The organism is Deltaproteobacteria bacterium, from assembly GCA_019310525.1.
GTDB lineage: Bacteria > Desulfobacterota > DSM-4660 > Desulfatiglandales > HGW-15 > JAFDEE01.
The window spans coordinates 15,035-35,925 of sequence record JAFDEE010000031.1 but is presented as its reverse complement, the minus strand read 5'-3'; the positions used below and the strand labels follow the sequence as shown (position 1 = coordinate 35,925).

Genomic DNA, 20,891 nt, shown 5'->3' with positions numbered 1-20,891 from the left:
TCTCATACGAGGGCTCAGGACGGATACGGTGTTTCTCTTCATGGAACAATAATGTTCTCCTTAATATATTTTTTAAGGCAATCCAGTTCCTCACAGAGCATTTTCAGCACAGGAGTGCTTTCTTCCAATTTCCCGGACTTACCCAAGTTTTCGAGGCGCAACGCATACCGTGCCACTTTTTCGGCAGTCAGGTTGGCCGCCCCGCCCTTCATTGCATGGGCCTCTTTCCTGAGCGTTTCGGCATCCCCATCGGCGATTGCACGTCGCATAGTCTCGATCTGGGTATCGGCGTTTCGTAAAAAACCCTCCACCACCTCCATCAGGAATTCGCGGTCTCCTTCAAATTCCGCAAGTGCCTTTTGAAAGTCCATCGCCTCAGTCGACCTCGGCCTATGCGTCGGACTGAGTCCCTCATGGGATGCCTCCGGGCGAATAATGTCCGGACCCATGGCCGAAGTTGTCGGGTTATGTCCTGAGTTAAGCCATGCGGCTACAACACTCAGCAATTCCTTTCTCCTGACCGGTTTTGTAATGTAATCATCCATCCCCACTTCAAGGCATTTGTCCCTGTCGTCCTTAAGGGCATGGGCCGTCATGGCGATAATCGGAACATGGCCCATAGGTTTTTTCACACTGTTTTTTTCATGCTCCCTTATGGCGGCGGTTGCCTGCCAGCCGTCCATGACAGGCATCTGAATATCCATAAGGATGAGATCGAAATTACCCTTTTTAAACATTTCGACGGCCTCCCGGCCGTTTTCCGCCAGTTCCACCTGGTACCCTGCCGCCTCCAGGTGTCTCATGGCAACTTCCTGGTTGGTGGGATAGTCCTCCACCAGCAGAATTCGGAATGCCCTCTTTTTCATCTCGGAGACGGTATACCTGGTGATCAGCTTGTAACCTTTTTTTCCGCCCTTCATGGGCAAGGCAAGGACAAGCTCTATGGCCCTGCGTAGATCATCATCATTTATGGGTCTTGTCAGGTAGCCCTGGATCCCTATCTCCCTGCACTTGTCTCCTTCCCCGACAGCCCCTGCAGATGTCAAGGCGATGATGGGTATTTTGGCGAACGGACCCATGGCCCTGATCTCTTCGGCCAGGGCAAACCCATTCATTTGCGGCATGTGGACCTCAGTAAGGATCAGATCAAAAGGCTCTCCCTTTTTTCTTGCCTCCTCAAGCATTCTAAGCGCATCAGCCCCCCTGGAGACGCCAAGGGGATTGCAGCCCCAAGAACGAAGGCACGTAGATGTCCGGACCAACCCGGATTGATTTGGGTCCACCACCATCACCCGCAGATTTTTGAGATTTGGCACCTGTTGTGAAGAAAGGGCAGGTCGGACTTTTTCTCTTTTAAAAACCGCAGTGAACCAAAATGTGCTGCCCTTGCCCTCCCGGCTTTCAACCCCTATTTCACCCCCCATCAATTCGGCTAACTGCTTTGCAATGGAAATGCCCAGTCCGGTCCCCCCAAACCGCCTTGTGGTAGACGTATCAGCCTGAGTGAAACTCTCAAAAATGATCTTTTGCTTGTGTTCAGCAATACCAATGCCGGTATCCCTCACGGAAAAACGGACCTTCACCTTTTTCCCGAACTCCTCGACAACTTCTCCACTAAGCGCAATTTCACCCTTTTGGGTGAATTTCAGGGCGTTGCTGAGTAGATTATTAAGGATTTGACGGAGCCTCCCTGGATCTCCAATCACCCATGACGGGATAGCCGGATCCATGGTGATCTTAAAACTGAGGTTTTTCTGTGAAGCCCTGATGCTCATGACCGCAGCGATATCATCTATCATCAGGCTGAGATCGAACAGCACTTCCTCGAGTTCCAGTTTTCGTGCTTCTATCTTTGAAAAGTCCAGGATATTGTTTATCAGGCCATAAAGGGAACTGGCCTCGGAATTGATGGAATCAACGATCTTCTTCTGCTGATCTTCAAGCCGGGTTTCCTTGAGCAATTCAATCATGCCAAGTATCCCGTTAAGGGGTGTCCTGATTTCATGGCTCATATTGGCCAAGAAATCACTTTTCGCCTTGCTTGCCGCATTTGCAAGTTCTGTCTTCTTTACAAGCTCATTTTCCAGCCTTTTTCTTTCCGTAACATCCCTCACAATACCACGGAACCCGATCGGCCTGCCCTCAGCATCACGGATGAGAGAAATGGAATTTTCCATGTGTTTTCTTGTACCGTCCTTCGAGATCATCTCCCATTCCACGCTTCGGACCGGCACCCCGGTTTCATAGACCTGATGGTAACTCAGGTAAAGTTTATGGGCGTTCCGGGGTTCCATATAGTCCCGGTTGTTCAGCCCTATCATCTCATCTCTGGAATATCCCGTAATCTTACAGAGCGCGTCATTGCAGAACACGAGGTTTCCGGCAAGGTCGACCTCATAGTAACCATCCTCAATACTTGCCAGGATGGTTCGGTATTTCTCCTCTGAGGCCTGAAGATCAGCGGTCCTCTGCTGCACCATCTCTTCGAGGTGTTCGCTGTATCGTTTGATCTCCTCCTCGGCCCTTTTTCTTTCCGTGATATCACGAAGGACACCCCTGAATCCCGTCACCTTTCCGTTCTTGTCCGTAATGGGAGTGACGGATGACTCAACGTACACCGTCTTTCCATCTTTTCTGACAAGTTCCCAGCCGAACCCCTTATCCGGTTGCCCTGACCGAAAAACCTGGTTGAAGACCTGATATACCTTTTTTGCATTGGCACCATCCATGTAATCCCGAAAATTCATTTTGAGCAATTCATCCCTTTCATACCCGAGGATCCTACACATGGAATTATTGAAAAAGACCAGGTTCCCGGCAAGATCGGTTTCATAATAACCTTCCTGTGTATTCTGAAGGATGGTACGGTATTTCTCCTCGCTTTCCCGGAGGGCCTTCTCCGTCTCGATGCGTTTTGTAATGTCCCTGGCTGATCCTCTGACCCCGATAGGCCCATGCGGACCGTAAACCAGGGAGTTTCTATACTCAACTACATGTTCACGGCCATCCTTGCTTACCACCGTCATCAGGCCTTCATCCCTGCCGGTCTTCTTTATTCGTTCGAGATACTTCCCGATCCGGGCATGATACCGTTTGGGAAGGATATCCCTGAGGTGTAATCCCGCCAGGTCTTCGTCAGAAAATCCGTATTCTCTTTTCCATGCATCGTTCGTGTCCGTAAAGTTTCCTTCCAGATCATGAAAATAGAGAAAATCAGAAATATTGTTATAAATATCACGATATTTCTTTTCGCTTTCCTCCAGGGCTTCCCTTGCCTTCTTTTGTTCCTTGAAAAGATAATCCAGGTCGGTCTTTACAAGCATAATTGCGTCTACTACAGGCCTGAAGGGGTCAGAAGGGTCTATTGACACGGTATCTTCGATCCCATCCGCCTCCCAATCTATGCTCCCGATGAATGCAAGCAGTTCATCCACGTACCTCTGCAAGCAACGGTCAACACCCTTTCGAACTATAGGCCGTGTCCTGCCTCTATTTTCTTTTAGGGAGCCCAAAGCTCTTTCCAGGTCCTGGCATGTCCTTACCTTGAAAGGGGCAATCGATTTATAAAGGTTTATGGTCGTCCGCAGCCGTCTATTCATCCCATAGTAAATGTTTTCAACAAATGGATGTTTTTCATGGTATTTCAGAAGACCTTGCATGAACCTCTTTTTACCGTGATAACTTATCCCGCTGAATTCCGAGAGACAGATCACAAGATGATACTCGTTTCCAAAAAATCCTATCGATTCAACCGCCTTCTCACATGCCCTGAAAAAAGGCTCCACCGCCCTATCCCCCATGAACCCTTTTGCAACCACATGCAGGACGTTCTTGTCGAGCATCTCAAATCTTGCCCTGAAACCTTCAACTTCCAGCTCCCAGCCGTCCTCGTATCTGAGTCCTGTTCTGATTCCGGCCCGTTGCAGGATTTCCAGGGCAAGGCCGACAGCATCCGAGTAATCTCTGGCGATAAGCACATCAAAGGGGACTATATGAAGTCTACGTGCAAGCCTGATGCTGATGCTCATGGAAGATGAGAGGCCGAAAAAAACCAGTCCGGCAAGCCGCCTTTGTCTTTTCATGAAATCTATGTAATAACGCCTTGAATCGTTGGAAGAGCCCTGAAGATCGGAATAATCCTCAATGAAGACAAAGGGACCTCCCGGTATCTCCCTTGTAATAATCTCCTCCATCATTTCAAGGGCATGGCTTACGTGGACCAGGGTCGAGTACCCTTTGGTCCGCGCCAAGAGAATTCTCTCGCCCAGGAGACTCCAGGAGACACTTACCCCCTTGTCAAAAGTGACATTTTTCCATTCGGGTTTTTGTATGGCATCCAGCCAGGAGAGGCTGCGAGAGGCATTGTTTGAAGACGCAATCGGTGATTGGCATGAAAGGCCCATATACTCCTCCCTCATCACCGCTTCTCAGGAAATTTCTAGCAAACGGGAAGAAACACTTTACAGTCTTTCCCATCTGGAGTGCGGGTGTCCGCTTTACCATTCCCGGGAAGCAGGATCAGGCAGTCCTGTATTTGCCTTCTCCTTCTTTTTATCTATTCGGCACCGAGCAGAAAATTATAATAATAAAATGTAGTCTTTTTCCAGAAATGTGGCCACACGAAACAACGAATCGAGACCTTTGAAAAACGTTCAATTTTGTTCAAGGTCAAGGAAGGTGAAAATTTTAACCACAGGAATACATTGAAGTATTTCGAGGATTAAAATTTGAGCCTGACGCCGGGATTGGGCAAAAGGGAGCGTTTTTCAAAGGTCTCGAATCTTTATCAACCGGACGGGACGCGTGAAGAAAGGCAAAAAATGCCATAGAGGGAGTTTAAAAAATCTTCTTCAATCATTGCTTTGTATTCCCGCCCGGTTCCCGGTGCGAATCAGCCCTCGTTTCGGGGGGAACCAGTGGGAAGGCGCCGCCGCCCCCTTGCCATGTACTCCCAAAGGGGGCCCTTGAGCCCAAAGCGGCGCAATTTCCGTTGCAAGTCGTGGTTCATGTTGATGTTCAGGCCAGGGAAAATCCAGGTGGGATTATCCCGGGAAAACTCCTCCACCAGGGAGAGGATTTCTTCCTCAAGACCTGGAGCAAGGTAGAATACCGGATTGAGGAGATCTGAAGCGGGGTCCGGAATTCCCTCCCTTTCACCCAGACGGGCGAGCCGGGTTCCGGGAAAGACCCGGATACCCACCATGCAGATAACCGCCGTAGGTTCCATGGTCCTTACGGTTTCCAGGGATCGCCGGGCCGTATCCAGGTTCTCTCCCGGACCTCCCAGCAAGAGGGAATGGCAAAAAGGCATCCCGGAGTGTCGGCAGATTTCAGACGCCCGCCGGACATCTTCCATCCCGAACCCCTTTCCCAGGTTCCGGAGCATTTCGGGATGGGCTGCGTCGGTCCCGAATTCCACCCCGCTGCAACCCGCCTCCCCCATGAGCTCCATCAGACGCGGCGTGACAAAGGCCGGATTGAGGTAGCAGCTCCACCGAACCGGCAACTTTCGACGAACCATTTCCCGGCAGACGGCCTCGGCGTGTTCCGGAGGATAGTTGAAGGCACTGTCCACCACAAAGAGATTGTCGATTCCTTGATCCAGGAGATCGGCTATCTCGTCGCAAACCCGTGAAGGGCTGCGCAACCTCATACGGGTCCCCTCGATCAGGGGGTAGGTGCAGTAGATGCAGCGGAAGGGACACCCCCTCTTCGTCTGAATATTCCCCATGCCTCCCTTCATGAGGTAGGCTTCATTGTCGAACCCGGAGCGGTCGGGCAGGGGAAGGGCGTCGAGGTCTTGGATCGGGCCAGGAGACAGGATTCTCTTTTCAGGCTCAAGGGGCCATTTCCCTGCCTCCTGAATGCCTTGAACCAACCGGGTGAAGGCCCGCTCGCCCTCGCCGATGATGCCTCCATCCGCTCCGAGGACCTCGAGCACTTTCCCAGGCATCAGGGAAAAGCCGCTACCTCCGAGGAATATCGGTGCACGGGTATAACGCCTCACACTCTCGACCACCCGGCGGTAAAAAGGCACGTAGGAGACGTAGTGGGGCCAACTGACGTTGTCCAGATTCCTGATGGACAGGCCGATGAGATCAGGCGGGTAGGATGTCAACTCATCCTCGAGGGCCTTCTCGAAATCTTGAACAAAACAAAGGTCCAGGATTCTGAAGGTGATTCCCCGCTCCTTCAAGGCCCCGGCGATGCAAGCCACGCCGATGGGGAAGACCGGGTCCGGGAGGGATTCGATGTTCGGGGAGATGAGGAGGACCTTCATGGGCTGCCTGCACCCGAGGCCTCGGTGAAAACCAGGGTTGCGGAGCCACCCCCGAAGGTGGAAGTGGTCATGAGGATTCCCGTGGACCTGCCGGGCGGGTGAAACGTCCATACCGGAACGTGAGGGTCGCCCAGGAGAGTGCCGATCCGAACCGTGGGTAGAGGCTGACGGTGATACAGGCTCAAGAGCGCAGCGGCCGCACGGAGGGCCCCTGCAGCGCCGAAATCTCCCAGGAGATACTTCAGGGGCGTGACTTCCAAGTCTTCCCCGCCTCTATCAAACATTTCTTTGATCCGGTCATGCTCCATCCGGTCGAGTTCCCCCGTACCATTGGCCGAGACATGGATCCGGTCGATATCTCCCGTCCCCATGGCGGCTGCATCCAGCGCCTCTTCCATGGCCCTTGCCATCCGGGTTCCTTTCGTTTCATAGTGCCCGAGGTCCGCCTCACCTCCCCGGATCACGCAGGAACGGAGGCGGCCGTAAATCCTGGCGCCGCGGGCCAGGGCATCTTCTCCCCGCTCCATCACCAGGACTGCCGCCCCCTCCCCCAGGACAATGCCTCCTCCGGGCTCAAAAGGCACTGGGCCCTCCTTTTCCGTCTTGAACTTCCACAAGGCGCCCACGGCTTGATAGCAGAAAAACAGCATTTCTGAGAGTTCTTCCGCACCTCCCGCAAGGACCACATCCGCCCGGTGATGGCGCAGCAGATCCGCCCCAAAAAGAATGGCGCATTCGGCGGAGATCTCGTTCTGGGAAAAGGTGGTGTTGGGTCCCGTGATCCCGTTGACGATGGCTACGTGGCTCGCCGGGGCATTCGGAACGGTCTCTGGGAATAAAAAGGGCTGTGCCCCGCGGGGACCTCCCTCGAGGAGACTCATATAAAAATCCTCTACGTGGGAACTGCTCCCGTAAGCCGTTCCCAGGATCACCGCTATGCGGTCCCTGCCTGAATCCAGGGGTACCCCGCTGTCCTCCAGGGCCTCGCAACTGGCGGCCACCGCCATCCGGGAGACCCGGCTCATTCGGCGATAGACCCTCGGGGACAGGAAGCGCCGCGGATCGAAATCGTCGATCCAGCCAGCGACATTGCATCCCATGGAATCCGCCTCCGGGATCGATACCCTCTTGATCCCCGATCGGGCTTCCCGGCATCCGCTCCAGAAGGCCTCCCGCCCCACGCCCAGGGAACTGATCACCCCTATACCTGTAATGACGATTTCACTCATTTTACCGCACAACGTTGCGCTCCCTTAGATGACTCGGGGCCCCGGCCCCTTCCCTGCCGAAAACCAGGCAGGTATTGTTCCCCCCGAAGGCGAAGGAGTTGCTCAGGGCGAAACGGACATCCGTCGGTCTCGCCTGGTTGGGGACATGGTCCAGGTCACACTCCTCGTCCGGTGACTCGAGGTGTACGGTCGGCGGCAGGAGCTGCCTGTAAAGGGCAAGAAGGGTCGCTGCCGCCTCCAGGGCCCCCGCCGCCCCGAGGCAATGTCCCACCATGGACTTGGTGGAGCTGACGGCGGGAGATTGTCGCCTCTTCACGCCGAAAACGGCCTTGACTGCCCGGGTCTCGGCCGCGTCGTTAATCTTGGTGCCGGTTCCGTGGGCGTTGATGTAGTCCACCTGGTCCGGTAGGAGCCCGGCCGTGGCAAGGGCAGCCTCCATGACTCGACGCATTCCCCGTGCCCCGGGATCTGGTGAGGTCATGTGATAGGCATCCGAGTTAATAGCATATCCCAGGACCTCACCGTAAATCCTCGCCCCCCTGGAAAGCGCCTGCTCCCGCTCCTCCAGGACGAGAATCGCCGCCCCCTCCCCTAGTGAGAGACCTTGCCGGTTCCGGTCAAAGGGTCTGCAATGTAGCGGATCCATGAGCCTCAATGCATTGAACCCCGCAAAGGTCAGCTCCGACAGGGATTCGCTTCCCCCTGTCAGGACCACGTCCTGAATCCCTTGCCGGATCAGGTCGAACCCATGACCGATGGCGGTGGCGCTCGAAGAGCAGGCCGTGGTGATCGTGGTCCTGAACCCTCCCAGATCCCACCGGGAACCCAGGAGGTCCGCCAAGGTGCAAGGGGAAGAAGCCAGGAGCCTGGAGGCCCTGATGGCCTTTCGGCCCGCCCAGCGGGCCCGCCGGTACCCTTCCCAGGAAAGCATACCTCCTGCGCCTCCTCCCAGGACAACGCCGATGCGCTCCCGGTCCTGTGCGGCCAGGTCCAGCCCTGAATTCGAGAAGGCCTCCTCGGCGGCGGCCAGCCCCAGGAGATCGCAGCGGGAAACCCGCTTCGGGAGACGCCTCCCCATTCGAAGGGCGAAATCTCCCCCCCTTACCTCGGCGGCCGCCCGGCAGGGATAGTCCCGCGTGTCGAAAAGGGACAGGTGTCCGATCCCGCAACGGCCCCGGAACAGCCCCTCCTCGAAGGCTGCGAGGGAACACCCGATGGAGCAGACCACCCCCATCCCCGTAACAACCACTCGCCTGGGAATCCTTTCTTTCATCGGTCCTTCCAGAAGAGGTTCATCAAAAAGACGATGCTGATCCGAAACGTATCCCTGACGGGCCGATAGGCGGAGCGGCCCCCGGATTTTTCAAAATAAATCGTTCGAATGGGAACAAAACCGATATGGTACCCTCGTTTTGCGGCCCTGAGGAGCAGGTCGGTCTCCGCCTCGAAACCGTCGTGCAGGATGGGAACTTCTTCCAGGACCCGCCGGTCGTAAAGCCTGAAGCCGCACTGGGAATCCGGGATGGGTTGTCCCGTGAGCCAGGAGAAGGCATAGGTCCCCACCCGGTTGGGGACGTACCGTCCCCGGGGAATGCGCTCCCGGCCGTGCATCCTGTCCCCCACCACGATCCCCGGTCTGTGGGCCGAGTAGTACTCGACAAACTTTGGAATCTCCCCGGGGTCGTGCTGCAGATCCGCGTCCAGGGTGAGGACCCCGTCGAATCCCCTGACCAAGGCCCTGCGGAAGGAAATTTTGAGAGCGTGTCCCTTTCCCCGGTTCCTGCCGACAGCGATGACCCGGGCACCGGCCCTCATGGCGAGTTCCCCGGTCCCGTCCGTTGAACCGTCATCCACTACGATGACATTTCGGATATGGGCCCGGGTTCCCTCCACGACACTGGAGATAGTCTTCTCATTGTTGTAAGCCGGGATGACAGCACAGATTCGCATGGGTTACGATGGAAAAAAGACGGAAATCACCGGGCGGCGCCCTGGTCCCGGTTGCAGAAATCCACCATCCGGAGGACCCGTTCTTTTAATTCGCCCCTCAACCAGTAGATCATCTTCCTCTCGGTGGTCAGGAGTACCTGGGTCGTGGCCCCTCGGGCCAGGAGTCTCCTGTCCTTCTTGCGAAGAACCTGGAAGCGAAAGTTCAAGGCAGCGATCTCGGGTCTTTCCACGGTGGTGCGAATGATGATCCGATCCCCGGAGGCGGCAGGGTGCTTGTAATGGCATTCCAGGCGAACGACGGGGGCGATATACCCAAGCTCCACCATTTGTCGGGGAAGCAGGTCGAACCGTCTCAGCAAAAACATTCGTCCGACCTCAAACCAGGCCAGATAATGACCATACCAGGCCATTCCCCATTCATCCACCTCGTTGAAACGGACCGTTTCCTCCGTTTCCATCCACCTCATGGATCAGGCTCCAAGTCCGCGTTCTTCGCGGATGAAGGCCGCCAGGGCGTCGATGGAAGCAAAGGCCTTCTTGCCCACGTCCTCGTCCTCGATGACGACCTTGAATTCCCTTTCAAGGGCCACAACGAGCTCCAGGGCGTCGATGGAATCAAGGCCCAGTCCCTCGCGGAAAAGGGGCGCACCGGCGTCGATCTGATCGGCCTTCACGTCCTCCAGTTTGAGGGTTTCAATGATCCATTTCTTAAGGTATTCAACCAGTGACTTCTCGTCGCGAATGAGATCTTCCAAAGCAGTTCTCTCCGTCATTTTCACCCTTTTTCTAACAGGCTGTTGAAACAGTAGCGAGCGCTGCTGAGGCAAGGCAAACGTAAGCGAAAAAGCGGAATTCACATTTAGTAAATGAGCATTTTGAGCCTCATTTTAACCCGAGCATCAGCAAGCGCAGTAGTTTTTCAATAGCCTGCCCCGGAAGGTGGGGAGGCTAGGTCAGGCCTCCATCCACGCTCAGGACCTGCCCGGTGACATACCCCGCCCGTTCCGAGGCCAGATAGAGGGCTGCGCTTGCCACCTCCCACGGGTCCCCGAATCGCCCCATGGGGATGATTTCCAGGAACTCTTCCCGGGTCTTCGCGTCCAGCCTGTCCGTCATGGAGCGGGATATCAGCCCCGGACACACGGCATTGACCGTTATACCCAGCCTGGCCACCTCCCTTGCCAGGGACTTGGTGAAGGAAATGATTCCCCCTTTGGAGGCCGAGTAATTGGTCTGTCCCGCCCGTCCCGTTAAGGCGCTTGGGGAGGTGATGTTGATGATCCGCCCGAAGCGGCGGGCCACCATGCTCCTGAGCACGGCCCTGGAAACCAGGTAAGTGCCCTTCAAGTTCGTGTCGATGACGTGGTCCCAGTCCTCCTCCTTGAGAAAAAGAAGCATCTTGTCCCGAATAATGCCCGCATTGTTTACCAGAACGTCCACGTGTCCCCAGCGGGTCAGGACCTGGCGGACCATCTCCTCCACCTCGATCCGGGAAGAGACGTCCGCCTGCAGGACCATCCATGGGTTGCCCTTCTCGGACAACGCCCTTTCCATGTGGCCCGCACTGTCCTTGTCGGAAAAATAGTTCACGCACACCCGGGCACCCTCACCGGCGAAAGCCAGAGCAATGGCCTTCCCGATGCCGCGGGTTCCGCCCGTTACGATGATAATCTTGTCCTTGAATGCTCCGCCGCCCAGGTCCCAACCTCTCCTTCACCCCGGGGGTTCCCCGGAGAATTCGTCCTTGACTAGTGCCCATCCATAAATGGCTAATTTCCGCAATCTCTGCGTCAGGCTCAAATTTTAATCCTTGAAATACTTCAATGTATGGATGCTTGTCCCGCTTGTCGTCCCAAGCGGGGCGGTTAAAATTTTCGCCTTCCTTGACCTTGCCCAAATTTTCTCATTCATGGATGGACACTAACTAAATCCCCAAGACAGGAATAATCGGTTGCCAATTTCAGGGGCATTCTATAGCATTTTTTCCGGGTCGTGACAAAGCATTTGAAGGGACGAAGAGTCCCCCGGCGGACATGATGGAGCAAAGACAAGGCGAAGTTTTCATCACGGATGGTCACTGGAGAAAAACCCTGGCCGCTGTCCGTGCCCTCGGAAAGAAGGGGGTGGGGGTCACGGTGGGTGAGACCACGTGGTTGGCCACGGCTGCCTTTTCACGGTACTGTTGCCGCAGGGTCCGGTACCCCTCTCCTCTCCTGGACCCTGAGGGGTTCGTGGATCGACTGCTCAGCCTGTTCTCCCGGAACCGCTATCGATTGCTGCTGCCCATGGAGGATGCCACTCTCGAACTCGTTTCCCGGCACCTCAAGGATTTCTCTCAATGGACCTACCTCCCCATCGTCCCCCCTGAGAAGCTTGCCGCCGCCCGGGACAAGGGATCGGTCCTTAGATTGGCCGGTCGGCTTGGAATTCCCTCGCCAAAGACCTGGCGGTTCAGGGACCCTGCAGAGGTCGAGAGAGTCGCCCGAAAACTTCCCTACCCTCTGGTCATCAAGCCCAGGATCTCCTCAGGGGCCCTCGGGGTCTCTTACGTGCACGGCCCGGAGGCCCTGGCCGGGCAGTACCGGGCGATCCATAGGATCTTTCCTTTTCCCTTGATCCAGGAATACATACCGAGGGAAGGAGCGGGTTTCGGGGCCAGTATCCTGATGGACGAGAACCACCGGGTCAGGGCCTCCTTCGTCCACAAGAGGCTGAGGGAGTACCCCGTTTCGGGGGGCGCCAGCACCCTCAGGGAAAGTGTCAGGAGGGACGATCTTCTTGAAATGGCCCGAACCCTGCTTGAGGCCCTTGAATGGACCGGCGTGGCCATGGTGGAATTCAAACTGGATCCACGGGACGGGATATGCAAGCTCATGGAAATCAACCCGAGGTTCTGGGGCTCCCTGGCCCTTGCTATCGCATCGGGCGTCAATTTCCCCTACCTTCTTTACCGCATGTCCCTGGGAGAGAACTTTCCGCCCGTGGATCGATACAAGGTCGGGGTGCGGTGCCGGTGGCTCCTCCCCGGTGACATCCTTCACTTTCTTCACAATCCCCGGCGCATGAAATTGAATCCCTCCTTCTTTCGTTTTTTCGACCGAAAAACTTCCTATGACATCCTGTCCCTGAAGGATCCCCTCCCGACCCTGGGACGACTCCTGACTCCCCTCACTTTTCTCTACGACAGGGACATGAAGGCCCGATTGAGACAGAGAAGAATATGAGCATACCAAATATCCTGACCATCGACGTGGAAGACTGGTTTCACATCTGCGGCATCGAAAACCAGCTCCCCGAGAGCGCCTGGAACCGGCTGGAGGCCAGGGTTCTCCCGAACACCCGGAAGATCCTGGATCTCCTTCACGAGTTCCGGGCAAGGGCCACCTTCTTCGTCCTGGGATACGTGGCCGAAAGAGAGCCCGACCTCATCCGCGAGATCAAGGCTAGGGGACACGAGATCGCCACCCACGGGTTCCACCACCGCCGGGTCTACACCCAGAGCCCGGATCAATTCAGGGAAGACCTGGTGAGAGCGCTTGAGGTCCTCTCGGAGATCACCGGTTCCCCCGCAGAGGGATTCCGGGCCCCGGAGTGGTCCATCAGGGATGATTCCCTCTGGGCCCTGGAGATCCTTGCCGGCGAAGGGATCCGGTACGATTCCAGCATGGCTCCACTGCCTGTCATCGGGAATCCAAGCTACCCCACTTCACCCCATCGGCGGATGACCCGGGTGGGAGCTCTGTGGGAGTTTCCCCCCCTAGTCCGGGAAACCCCATTTCTCAACCTCCCCATCGGCGGGGGATGGGGGTTACGGGTCTTTCCGTATTCCCTCATCCGGGCCGCGATCCGCGGGTTGAACCGGCGCGGCTATCCGGCGGTGATCTTCCTGCATCCTCGTGAGTTCGATCCCCGTCCGCCGAGGATCCCCCTCCCCCTCTCAAGACGCTTTGTGTTGAATGCCCGGGTGAAAAGCACGCCGGAAAGGATGCGCCGCCTTCTTGAGGACTTTTCCTTCACCTCGGTCGAGGGATACCTGGAAGGCCTTGAAATGAAGCCCCGACTCGGATAAAGTCTCGTCTCAAAAAAACTGGGCCCGGACAACCCATCGATATCACCATGCTCGACACCCTCACTTACCTGAAGCAGAACCTGTCGGATCACTTCGTGATCTACTTCATACCCCTCTATATCCTGGGGGGAAGGCCCGCCGCCGTCCTGAGCGCCCAGTTTCTCGGATACCGGATCTCCTTTCTCCTCCCGGTGGTCGTGCTGCTCGACACCATCCAGGTCCCGTTCCTATACCATCTCTACGGAGCGGTTTCGGACAGTGCACTTTTCAAGAGACTCAAGGGGAGGGCGGAGAAGAAAGAACAGAAACTTCTGGATTCCAAGATCTTCGGGTGGATGCGCCTCCTGGGAATGCCGGGGGTGGTTGCCGTAACCATGACTCCCTTGAAGGGATGCGGCATGTGGAGCGGAGTGCTCCTATCCCATCTCCTTAAACTACCCAAAACGGCCAGTTATCCTCTCCTGGTCCTGGGAAGCGCCTTGGGCTGCATTTTTATTTACGGAATAGGAGAAACCATGAAGCAGTTGTGGGCACTGTTCTGATGCGAAAAGAATGAAGCACCCGCCACTCCTCCCTGCAGCCAAGCTACAGGGTATCCCGACGAAGGTGCATGAACCCTATAAGGAGGACACTCCCAATGATTCTTAATTTAAAGCAGAGAATCCTGGTTCACGCCCTGGATCTGCTCTTCGCCCTCCTGGCCCATATCAGGAACGACCAACTCTTCCGGTGGGCTTACCACCTCCTCGCCCTGCTGGCCGAAAGGCTCGTCAGGAAAGATTACTATGTGGCCAAGATCCGGTGGATCCGGGACCTGTTCGACAGGAACCACCCCAGCCTGGCGGTCACGCGGCGAATTCTAAGGGGCACCAACCCTCATCACCGCAGGACCATCATCCGGGCCTTCATCATCAACCAGTTGCTGGTGGGCACCAACCGCAGGAAGGCCTTCGCGGAAAACAACGGCGGTTTCTATCCCCCCGGATTTTTCGTGATCAGTCCCAGCATGAAATGCAACCTCAACTGCTACGGGTGCTATGCCGGTTCCTATGAGAAGTCAGCGGAGCTTCGCTTCGAAGAGGTGGACTGGGTCTTCCGCCAGGCCAAGGAGATGGGGATCCATTTCTGCGTTGTTTCGGGGGGCGAACCCCTTTTCTATCCGAGGATCTTTGAACTCTTCGAGAAGCACAATGACGTGATCTTCCATATGTACACCAACGGGAGCCTGATCGACGAGGCCGCTTGCAGGCGGCTGGCCGAGGTGGGAAATGTGATCCCTGCCATCAGCGTGGAAGGATACGAGGAGGAGACAGACAGGCGGCGCGGTAAGGGCCAGTTCGCCCGGGTCATGAAGGCCATGGACCTCCTGCGGGAGGCCCGGGTCCTTTTCGGTTTTTCAGCCACCCTGACCCGTGAAAATGCGGATCTTCTCAGCAGCGACGAATTCGTAGATTTCATGATCGAGAAGGGCTGCATCCTGGGCTGGTATTTCATGTACGTCCCCATCGGCCGGGAACCCAACCTGGATCTCATGCCCACGCCGGAACAAAGGGGCCGTCAATTCGAGCGCCTGACGGCCCTCAGGGCGGCCAAGCCCATTCTCCTGGCGGATTTCTGGAACGACGGCCCGGTAGTGGGGGGCTGCATCGCCGGGGGAAGAAAGTATTTTCACGTCAACGCCAACGGGGACGTGGAGCCCTGTGTGTTCTGCCATTATGCCACCCACAACATCCGCACAAGCTCCCTGCAGGAAGCCATCGACTCCCCGCTTTTCCGGCATATCCGATCCTGCCTTCCTGCTTACGACAATCTCCTGCGGCCATGCACCATCATCGACAGGCCCGAAATCGGCCGAAACGCCATCTTCGAGCACAATGCCTACTTCACCCACGAGGGGGCCGAAATCGTCTACGAGCACCTGGCCCCGGCCATGGACGCTTACGCGGAGCAATACGCAGAGATAGCCGACTCCCTGTGGCGGAAGTATTTTGCAAACAAGATGCTCAACCGGGGTTGACAAACCCTCCAGGGTTCAAGACATGTACCCTTTTCACCGGATCCTGTTCCGTCATTACAGGGCCGTTCTGGTCCTCGCCCTGGCCTTGAGCCTCGGTGCGATCTTCGGTCTTGCCCGGCTCAAGCTCAATACCGATCTCTTTTCGCTCCTTCCATCGAATCATCCAGGCACGCGGTCCTTTCTCGAAGTCACAGAGGAGATCGGGGTTCAGTCCCTCCTGGTGGTCCTTGTGGAGATCCCTGCAGGAGCGGATCCAGAAAAAATACGGAACTTCGTGGACATGCTGGCCGGTGAATACCTGTCCCTTCCCCAGGTGCGGGCGGTCCGGTACAAGGCAGACCAAAAGAAGCTCTCGTCCTTGCTCTCCCGCCTCATGGAACACTTCCCTGTCTTTCTCCGGCCGGGGGACCTCCCCCGCCTTACCAGGAGACTTTCAAGTGAGGGGATCCGGGAGCAGACACAAAAAAACCGCGCCCTTCTTGCCTCTCCCATCGGATTCGCGGGCAAAGAGCTGATCCTGCATGACCCCTTGGGTCTCCGGGATTTCTGGAAGGGCGACGGCCCGCTCACCTTGCCCGGGCAGGGTTTTGTTTCCCCCGGGGGGTATTTCAGAACCAGGGATGGAAGAATCTACTTCCTCTTCCTGGAACCGACCGGTCCACCCCAGGACGTGGACTACAGCCGGCGCCTGATGACCGAGATCCGGCAGGCCGAACAAAGGGTCCGGAACCGGTTTGAGAAGGAGGGCAGGGACCTTGGAATCCCTTCTCCCCTGGTGACTTACGCCGGGGGTTACCCCATCGCCCTAAGGGACGAGGCCGCCACCAAAAGGGACATCCGGAACACCCTCCTAACCTCTCTACTGGGAATCATGGTCCTGTTCGCCCTGGCCTTCAGGAGTCTCTGGTCGCTATGGTACATGGGCCTCCCCCTGGCCCTAAGCCTGCTGTGGACCCTGGGATTCGCCGGCTTCGCCTTCCATTCCATCAATATCCTGAGCGGCGTTTTCTCCTGCGTTCTGGTGGGCCTCGGGGTGGACTTCGCCATTCATATCCTGAACCGTTTTTGCGGGGCGTCGGATGATTCCGCCGGAGTGGAGGAACGACTCAAAAGGACCTTCCAGGAGAGTGGCAAGGGGATCCTGATGGGGGGATTGACCACGTCCGCCGCCTTCTTCTCCATCGGCATTTCGGATTTCGGGGGATTTCGGCAATTGGGGACCTTGACCGGGACGGGGATTCTCTTCTGCCTGCTCGCGATGCTCTTCGTGCTGCCCGCCCTCCTTGTGGCCTTCTCCCGCAAGGGGCGAGGTCACCTGCCCGAGCAGGTCAGGGATTTCGGGCTCGACCCATTGTTTTTCTTCATGAAGAGGCACAGGAAGAGTGTAATCGCCACGGTCCTCCTTGCGGCCTGTCTCCTGGCCATTCCAGGGACCCGTGTCCGTTTCGACGACAACCTCCGAAACTTCCGCCCGCCGGATCAGGGCCTCTTCAAGCTCCAGGAGCACATCACGGAGTGGCTGGGGGGGTCCGCGGCGGAAGTGCTCCTGGTCACCGAGGGGCCTTCGGAAGCCGAGGTCCTGGAAACCACCTCGGCCCTGTACCGGGCCATGAAAAAGCTCCGGGAATCCGGAAAGATCGGAGGGGTCAGGAGCCTCTGCCGATGGTTCCCTCCCCCGGATCGGCAAAGACGGATCCTGGAATACCTCCACGCCCACCCGGACCTCTTCGACATGAAACGGATCCGCTCGGATTTTCGATCGGCACTCAAGGAATCCGGGTTCAGGTGGATGCCCGCCTACGATGTCTACCTGGACCGTATGGAGAAGGCCTTCTCCTCCAGGGAGATCCTGCTTCCCTCATCTCTTGATAAGACCGGACTCCGGGACCTCCTGAGGCCCTTCCTGATCAAGAAGGACAACGCCTTCAAGACCGTCACCTATCTCATGCCCTTGAAGGACCTATGGTCCCGCTCCGATACGAGGGATTTCGAAATCCTGGTGAGGAACCGTTTGAAGGAGGCCGGAATTCCCGAGGGCCGTTACCATTTCACAGGAGCCGCCATCCTCGCCAGCGATCTTAAGGTCCTGATCCTCAAGAACCTGGAATCATCCCTTTGGCTGGCTGGAGGGGTCATCCTGATCGTTCTGCTCCTCTACTACCGCCGACCGCAATGGGTCTTTCTCTCGGTCCTGCCCCTCGGGACGGGTCTCCTGCTCCTGACCGGCCTCATGGCCCTGCTGGGGATGGACTTCAACTTCTTCAACCTGATCGTCCTCCCCATGCTGGTGGGGATCGGAATCGACGACGGAGTCCATCTCACCAACACCTACCTCCAGCACCCTGCCGGGGAATTGCCCGGGGCCTTCGCCGTCACCGGCCGCGCCGTGCTCCTCACCTCCCTTACGACCCTGGTGGGTTTCGGTTCCATCTCCCTGTCCCACTACCCCGGCCTGAGGAGCATGGGATATCTGGCTGTTCTAGGGATCGGCCTCTGTTTCCTCACCTCGATCTTCCTGCTGGCTCCCTTGCTCCTGGGCGGTGCGGCCGGGAGAAAAGGTACCGATCGCGGGACCGGACGACCCCATTCCTGACCCCGGGCCCGGGTGTTCTCACTTGCGCCCCACCTCTGCACCCCCCCGGGGCGAGCGCCGGCGGGCCGCTTCCAGCTTCTTCTCGATATCCGCCCTCAGTGCCCTCTTGTCGATCTTTTCCGCCTTGGTGAAGGGCATGGAATCGACAAACTCGATTCTTTCAGGAAGATGAAGCACAGAGACCTTCTTCCCCTTCAGGAAGGAGATGATCCCTTCGAAACTCAGATCGGCCCCCGCCTCGGGCTGGACATAGGCGCAGACCTTCTCGTGCATCTCGGGGTCGGGCATGGGAACGACGGCGCACAGGGCCACACCGGGGTGCCCGCTGATCAGTTTTTCGATCTCCACGGCACTTATACTCTCTCCTCCCCGGTTGATCATCTCCTTGATCCTGCCCGTAAGCGTAATGTATCCCCGCTCATCGATCTTGGCCACGTCCCCCGTCTTGAAAAAACCGTCCTTGTCGATCGCCTTCTCATTCTCCTCCGGGTTCCGGAAATAACCCGTGAACACCCCGGGGCCCTTGACCAGCAGTTCTCCGGGGGTGTTGGGGGGCTGTTCTTTTCCATTGGGATCCACGACCTTGTAAGTATCGTAAGGGCATGTGGGCCTTCCCACGGTCTTGAACCGGGTATCGAGATCATCGCCGGGTCGCGTCATGGTGCTCTGTCCCTCTGTGGCTCCGTATGCGTTGAAGTACTCGCACTTGAGCCTTTCCCTGACCGCCGTGATCAGGTCGGGGTGGCTGGCCCCGCCCCCGCAATGCATCTTCTGCAGGGACCCGAGATCGTATTTTTTCAAGTCCTCGAAATCCACCAGCCTCCTGGCCAGAGTGGGCACCCATACCACCGCGGTCACCCTCTCCTTCTCGATCGTCCGGCAAATATCCTCAGGATCGGTGGAATCCAGGAAGACGGTCTTCCCGTAAGTCAATATGCTGGCCAGAAGCCCTTTGGAAAAAGTCAAGTCATGGCCGATAGGGCCGGCAAGCAGGCAAGTATCGTGGACGTTCATCTCCCACGCCCTGGCAGCGTACTCGGATCCACAGATCAGGTCGTTGTGGGTGCGGGGGACGATCTTGGGACGGCCCGTTGTCCCTCCCGTGGGTCCCATGTGGGCCACCTGCCTTGGGTCGGGCCGTCTCGCCTCCAACCTCACCTTGTTTTGGGGCGACAGCTCGGCATTCTCAATCAGTTCCTCCAGATTCAAGTATGCCTCGTGGAACCCCCCTCGTGCGAGGATGACCTGTTTGACCCGGGGATTCTCTCTCAGGACGTCCCGGATCACGGGGAGGTAGTCGGTCTTGCGATATCTCTCGGGCAGAATCCAGGCAACGGCGTCCGTCAAACGGAGGAGGTGATGGACCTCGTACTGCCGATAACGGTCGATCAGGAGGACAGTGATGGCGCCGATCTTTTGAAGTGCGAAATAGGTGTAAACAAACTCGTTCCAGTTGGGAAGTTGGACGAGTACCCGATCCAGCGGCTCGATACCCAGGTCCATCAGGCTGACCGCGAGCCTGTCGGCGGCATCCTTTGCCCGGGCGTAAGTGAGACGCGTCTCCCCGTCCACGAAGGCCTCCTTGTCGGGATAGACCGCCGCGGCCCTGTCCAGGATATCCCCGAAGGTCAACCCCGACCACCACCTGAGCCGGTCATACCGCTCAGCATCTTCTTTCCTGTAAGGAGTGAATCCCTCGAGCAGTTTCAATTCCTTTTCCATCTCGTCCCCCTTCAACCGGGTGAGGTGAAAAAGGCTGCCGTTTCGGTAGGTTCAGGATGAGAGGATAGCCCTTTTCACCAGTGTTTTGGTTACCTCAACCTTGTAAGCGTTTTTCGCGAGGGGCTTGGCATCGGAAAGGGCCGCTTCGGCTGCCTCTTCAGCCACCCTCTGCTCTAAGTGTCTCCCTTTGAGCACGGCTTCAGCGGCCATCGCCCTGTAAGGTGTCGGGGCCACCGCGCCGAGGACGATTCTCGCATCCTTGCAGACCCCATCCTCAACCGAGATGAGGGATGCCACGCTGGCTACGGCGAAGTCCACGGATTCCCGCAAACGGAACTTGAGGAATGTCTGCCGGGCGTTGTCCGGTGGCCGGGGCACCCGGATCTCTGTCAGAATCTCATCCGACCTCAGCACGTGCCCCCGTGCCGTGTAGAACTCCAGGATCGAAAGGTCCTTCTTTCCGCCATCGGGTTGCGCAATCCTGACCCTTCCGTCCAGGGCTGCCAGTGCCACGGCCATGTCCGAGGGGCAGACGGCGAAGCACCCCTTGCCTCCGATGACAGCGTGGTAGCGGTTGTCTCCCTTGATCGCGTGACATGGTCCCTCTCCCTTCCGGTAGCAAAGAATCCGCCCGCCCATATGGTGGGGATACCTGTAGTACCAGCAGCGATTGTCCTGGCACAGATTTCCCCCCACGGTCCCCATATTGCGGATTTCGGGTGTTGCGACGGACTCGGCCGACTTCACCAGCGCTCCATATCGCCCCTTAATCATGGGGGAACGGGCAATCTCCACCAGCCTCACTAGGGCGCCCAGTTTCAATCCCTCCTCGTCCTCCCCCATCTCGTTCAGGCCGAGAATGGTCTTGATGTTGACAAGGGCCTTGGGGTAATCCGGCAGGATTTCGCCCTTGAGGACCCCGAGAAGGTCCGTTCCTCCGGCTATCAGACAGGCTCTTCCTTCATAGCGCTTCAACAGGGAGAGTGCCTCTTCCACGGATCGGGCATTGTAATGCTTGAAGGGTCTCATTC

Annotated in this window: 15 protein-coding genes; 5 read left to right on the top strand and 10 right to left on the bottom strand. The window is 57.1% G+C overall.

Translation table 11 applies throughout. The features are described 5' to 3' along the window. Positions 1-38 precede the first annotated feature (38 nt). The 8 genes from JRF57_07490 to fabG all read right to left on the bottom strand — a co-directional run bounded on the left by JRF57_07490 (position 39) and on the right by fabG (position 11,157). Positions 39-4,403 (bottom strand): PAS domain S-box protein, encoded by a 4,365-nt coding sequence (locus JRF57_07490; GenBank protein ID MBW2303543.1) that lies wholly within the window; start codon positions 4,401-4,403, stop codon positions 39-41. 488 nt (positions 4,404-4,891) lie between these two features. Continuing rightward, a complete protein-coding gene (locus JRF57_07485) occupies positions 4,892-6,280 on the bottom strand; it encodes a cobalamin-dependent protein (GenBank protein MBW2303542.1) in 1,389 nt (462 codons plus the stop codon). Then, positions 6,277-7,509, bottom strand: a complete 1,233-nt coding sequence (locus JRF57_07480) for a hypothetical protein (protein ID MBW2303541.1) — start codon at positions 7,507-7,509, stop codon at positions 6,277-6,279. The genes JRF57_07485 and JRF57_07480 overlap by 4 nt, the downstream gene beginning before the upstream one ends. Position 7,510: 1 nt before the next feature. Then, positions 7,511-8,782, bottom strand: a complete 1,272-nt coding sequence (locus tag JRF57_07475) for a beta-ketoacyl-[acyl-carrier-protein] synthase family protein (GenBank protein MBW2303540.1) — start codon at positions 8,780-8,782, stop codon at positions 7,511-7,513. Further along, complete coding sequence (locus tag JRF57_07470; protein MBW2303539.1) at positions 8,779-9,459, bottom strand: glycosyltransferase family 2 protein; 681 nt, start codon at positions 9,457-9,459, stop codon at positions 8,779-8,781. Before JRF57_07470 ends, JRF57_07475 begins: the two co-directional genes overlap by 4 nt. Before the next feature lie 26 nt (positions 9,460-9,485). Further along, the gene (locus JRF57_07465) at positions 9,486-9,926 is read right to left on the bottom strand and encodes an acyl-CoA thioesterase (GenBank protein MBW2303538.1); all 441 of its coding nucleotides are present in this window, start codon (positions 9,924-9,926) and stop codon (positions 9,486-9,488) included. A 3-nt stretch (positions 9,927-9,929) separates the two neighbouring features. Beyond that, entirely contained in the window at positions 9,930-10,232 is a 303-nt protein-coding gene (locus JRF57_07460; protein ID MBW2303537.1) for an acyl carrier protein, read from the bottom strand. Positions 10,233-10,407: 175 nt separating this feature from the next. After that, positions 10,408-11,157, bottom strand: coding sequence for a 3-oxoacyl-[acyl-carrier-protein] reductase (gene fabG / locus JRF57_07455; protein MBW2303536.1), 750 nt, complete (start codon positions 11,155-11,157; stop codon positions 10,408-10,410). Between the two features lie 335 nt (positions 11,158-11,492). Here fabG and JRF57_07450 point away from each other — a divergent pair, with 335 nt between their 5' ends. The 5 genes from JRF57_07450 to JRF57_07430 all read left to right on the top strand — a co-directional run bounded on the left by JRF57_07450 (position 11,493) and on the right by JRF57_07430 (position 18,138). After that, positions 11,493-12,683 carry an ATP-grasp domain-containing protein gene (locus JRF57_07450; GenBank protein MBW2303535.1) on the top strand — a complete coding sequence of 397 codons (1,191 nt, stop codon included), beginning with the start codon at positions 11,493-11,495 and terminating at the stop codon, positions 12,681-12,683. Then, the gene (locus tag JRF57_07445; protein ID MBW2303534.1) at positions 12,680-13,528 is read left to right on the top strand and encodes a polysaccharide deacetylase family protein; all 849 of its coding nucleotides are present in this window, start codon (positions 12,680-12,682) and stop codon (positions 13,526-13,528) included. The genes JRF57_07450 and JRF57_07445 overlap by 4 nt, the downstream gene beginning before the upstream one ends. Positions 13,529-13,575: 47 nt before the next feature. Beyond that, entirely contained in the window at positions 13,576-14,070 is a 495-nt protein-coding gene (locus JRF57_07440; protein ID MBW2303533.1) for a small multi-drug export protein, read from the top strand. A gap of 95 nt (positions 14,071-14,165) precedes the next feature. Next, positions 14,166-15,545 carry a radical SAM protein gene (locus JRF57_07435; protein MBW2303532.1) on the top strand — a complete coding sequence of 460 codons (1,380 nt, stop codon included), beginning with the start codon at positions 14,166-14,168 and terminating at the stop codon, positions 15,543-15,545. A 22-nt stretch (positions 15,546-15,567) separates the two neighbouring features. After that, positions 15,568-18,138: an MMPL family transporter gene (locus JRF57_07430; protein MBW2303531.1), complete on the top strand. Its 2,571-nt coding sequence runs from the start codon at positions 15,568-15,570 to the stop codon at positions 18,136-18,138. Positions 18,139-18,156: 18 nt separating this feature from the next. On the opposite strand, the gene JRF57_07425 is transcribed toward JRF57_07430, so the two are convergent. Together JRF57_07425 and JRF57_07420 are read right to left on the bottom strand one after the other, a co-directional pair. Next, positions 18,157-19,860, bottom strand: coding sequence for an AMP-binding protein (locus JRF57_07425; protein ID MBW2303530.1), 1,704 nt, complete (start codon positions 19,858-19,860; stop codon positions 18,157-18,159). Between the two features lie 51 nt (positions 19,861-19,911). Beyond that, the gene (locus JRF57_07420) at positions 19,912-20,889 is read right to left on the bottom strand and encodes a xanthine dehydrogenase family protein subunit M (protein MBW2303529.1); all 978 of its coding nucleotides are present in this window, start codon (positions 20,887-20,889) and stop codon (positions 19,912-19,914) included. Between the last annotated feature and the right edge of the window lie 2 nt (positions 20,890-20,891).

Bases quoted from the DNA above. Each gene is read 5' to 3' on its own strand.
- JRF57_07490 (MBW2303543.1), bottom strand. From the start codon at position 4,403: ATGGGCCTTTCATGCCAATCACCGATTGCGTCTTCAAACAATGCCTCT.
- JRF57_07485 (MBW2303542.1), bottom strand. From the start codon at position 6,280: ATGAAGGTCCTCCTCATCTCCCCGAACATCGAATCCCTCCCGGACCCG.
- JRF57_07480 (MBW2303541.1), bottom strand. From the start codon at position 7,509: ATGAGTGAAATCGTCATTACAGGTATAGGGGTGATCAGTTCCCTGGGC.
- JRF57_07475 (MBW2303540.1), bottom strand. From the start codon at position 8,782: ATGAAAGAAAGGATTCCCAGGCGAGTGGTTGTTACGGGGATGGGGGTG.
- JRF57_07470 (MBW2303539.1), bottom strand. From the start codon at position 9,459: ATGCGAATCTGTGCTGTCATCCCGGCTTACAACAATGAGAAGACTATC.
- JRF57_07465 (MBW2303538.1), bottom strand. From the start codon at position 9,926: ATGAGGTGGATGGAAACGGAGGAAACGGTCCGTTTCAACGAGGTGGAT.
- JRF57_07460 (MBW2303537.1), bottom strand. From the start codon at position 10,232: ATGACGGAGAGAACTGCTTTGGAAGATCTCATTCGCGACGAGAAGTCA.
- JRF57_07450 (MBW2303535.1), top strand. From the start codon at position 11,493: ATGATGGAGCAAAGACAAGGCGAAGTTTTCATCACGGATGGTCACTGG.
- JRF57_07445 (MBW2303534.1), top strand. From the start codon at position 12,680: ATGAGCATACCAAATATCCTGACCATCGACGTGGAAGACTGGTTTCAC.
- JRF57_07440 (MBW2303533.1), top strand. From the start codon at position 13,576: ATGCTCGACACCCTCACTTACCTGAAGCAGAACCTGTCGGATCACTTC.
- JRF57_07435 (MBW2303532.1), top strand. From the start codon at position 14,166: ATGATTCTTAATTTAAAGCAGAGAATCCTGGTTCACGCCCTGGATCTG.
- JRF57_07430 (MBW2303531.1), top strand. From the start codon at position 15,568: ATGTACCCTTTTCACCGGATCCTGTTCCGTCATTACAGGGCCGTTCTG.
- JRF57_07425 (MBW2303530.1), bottom strand. From the start codon at position 19,860: ATGGAAAAGGAATTGAAACTGCTCGAGGGATTCACTCCTTACAGGAAA.
- JRF57_07420 (MBW2303529.1), bottom strand. From the start codon at position 20,889: ATGAGACCCTTCAAGCATTACAATGCCCGATCCGTGGAAGAGGCACTC.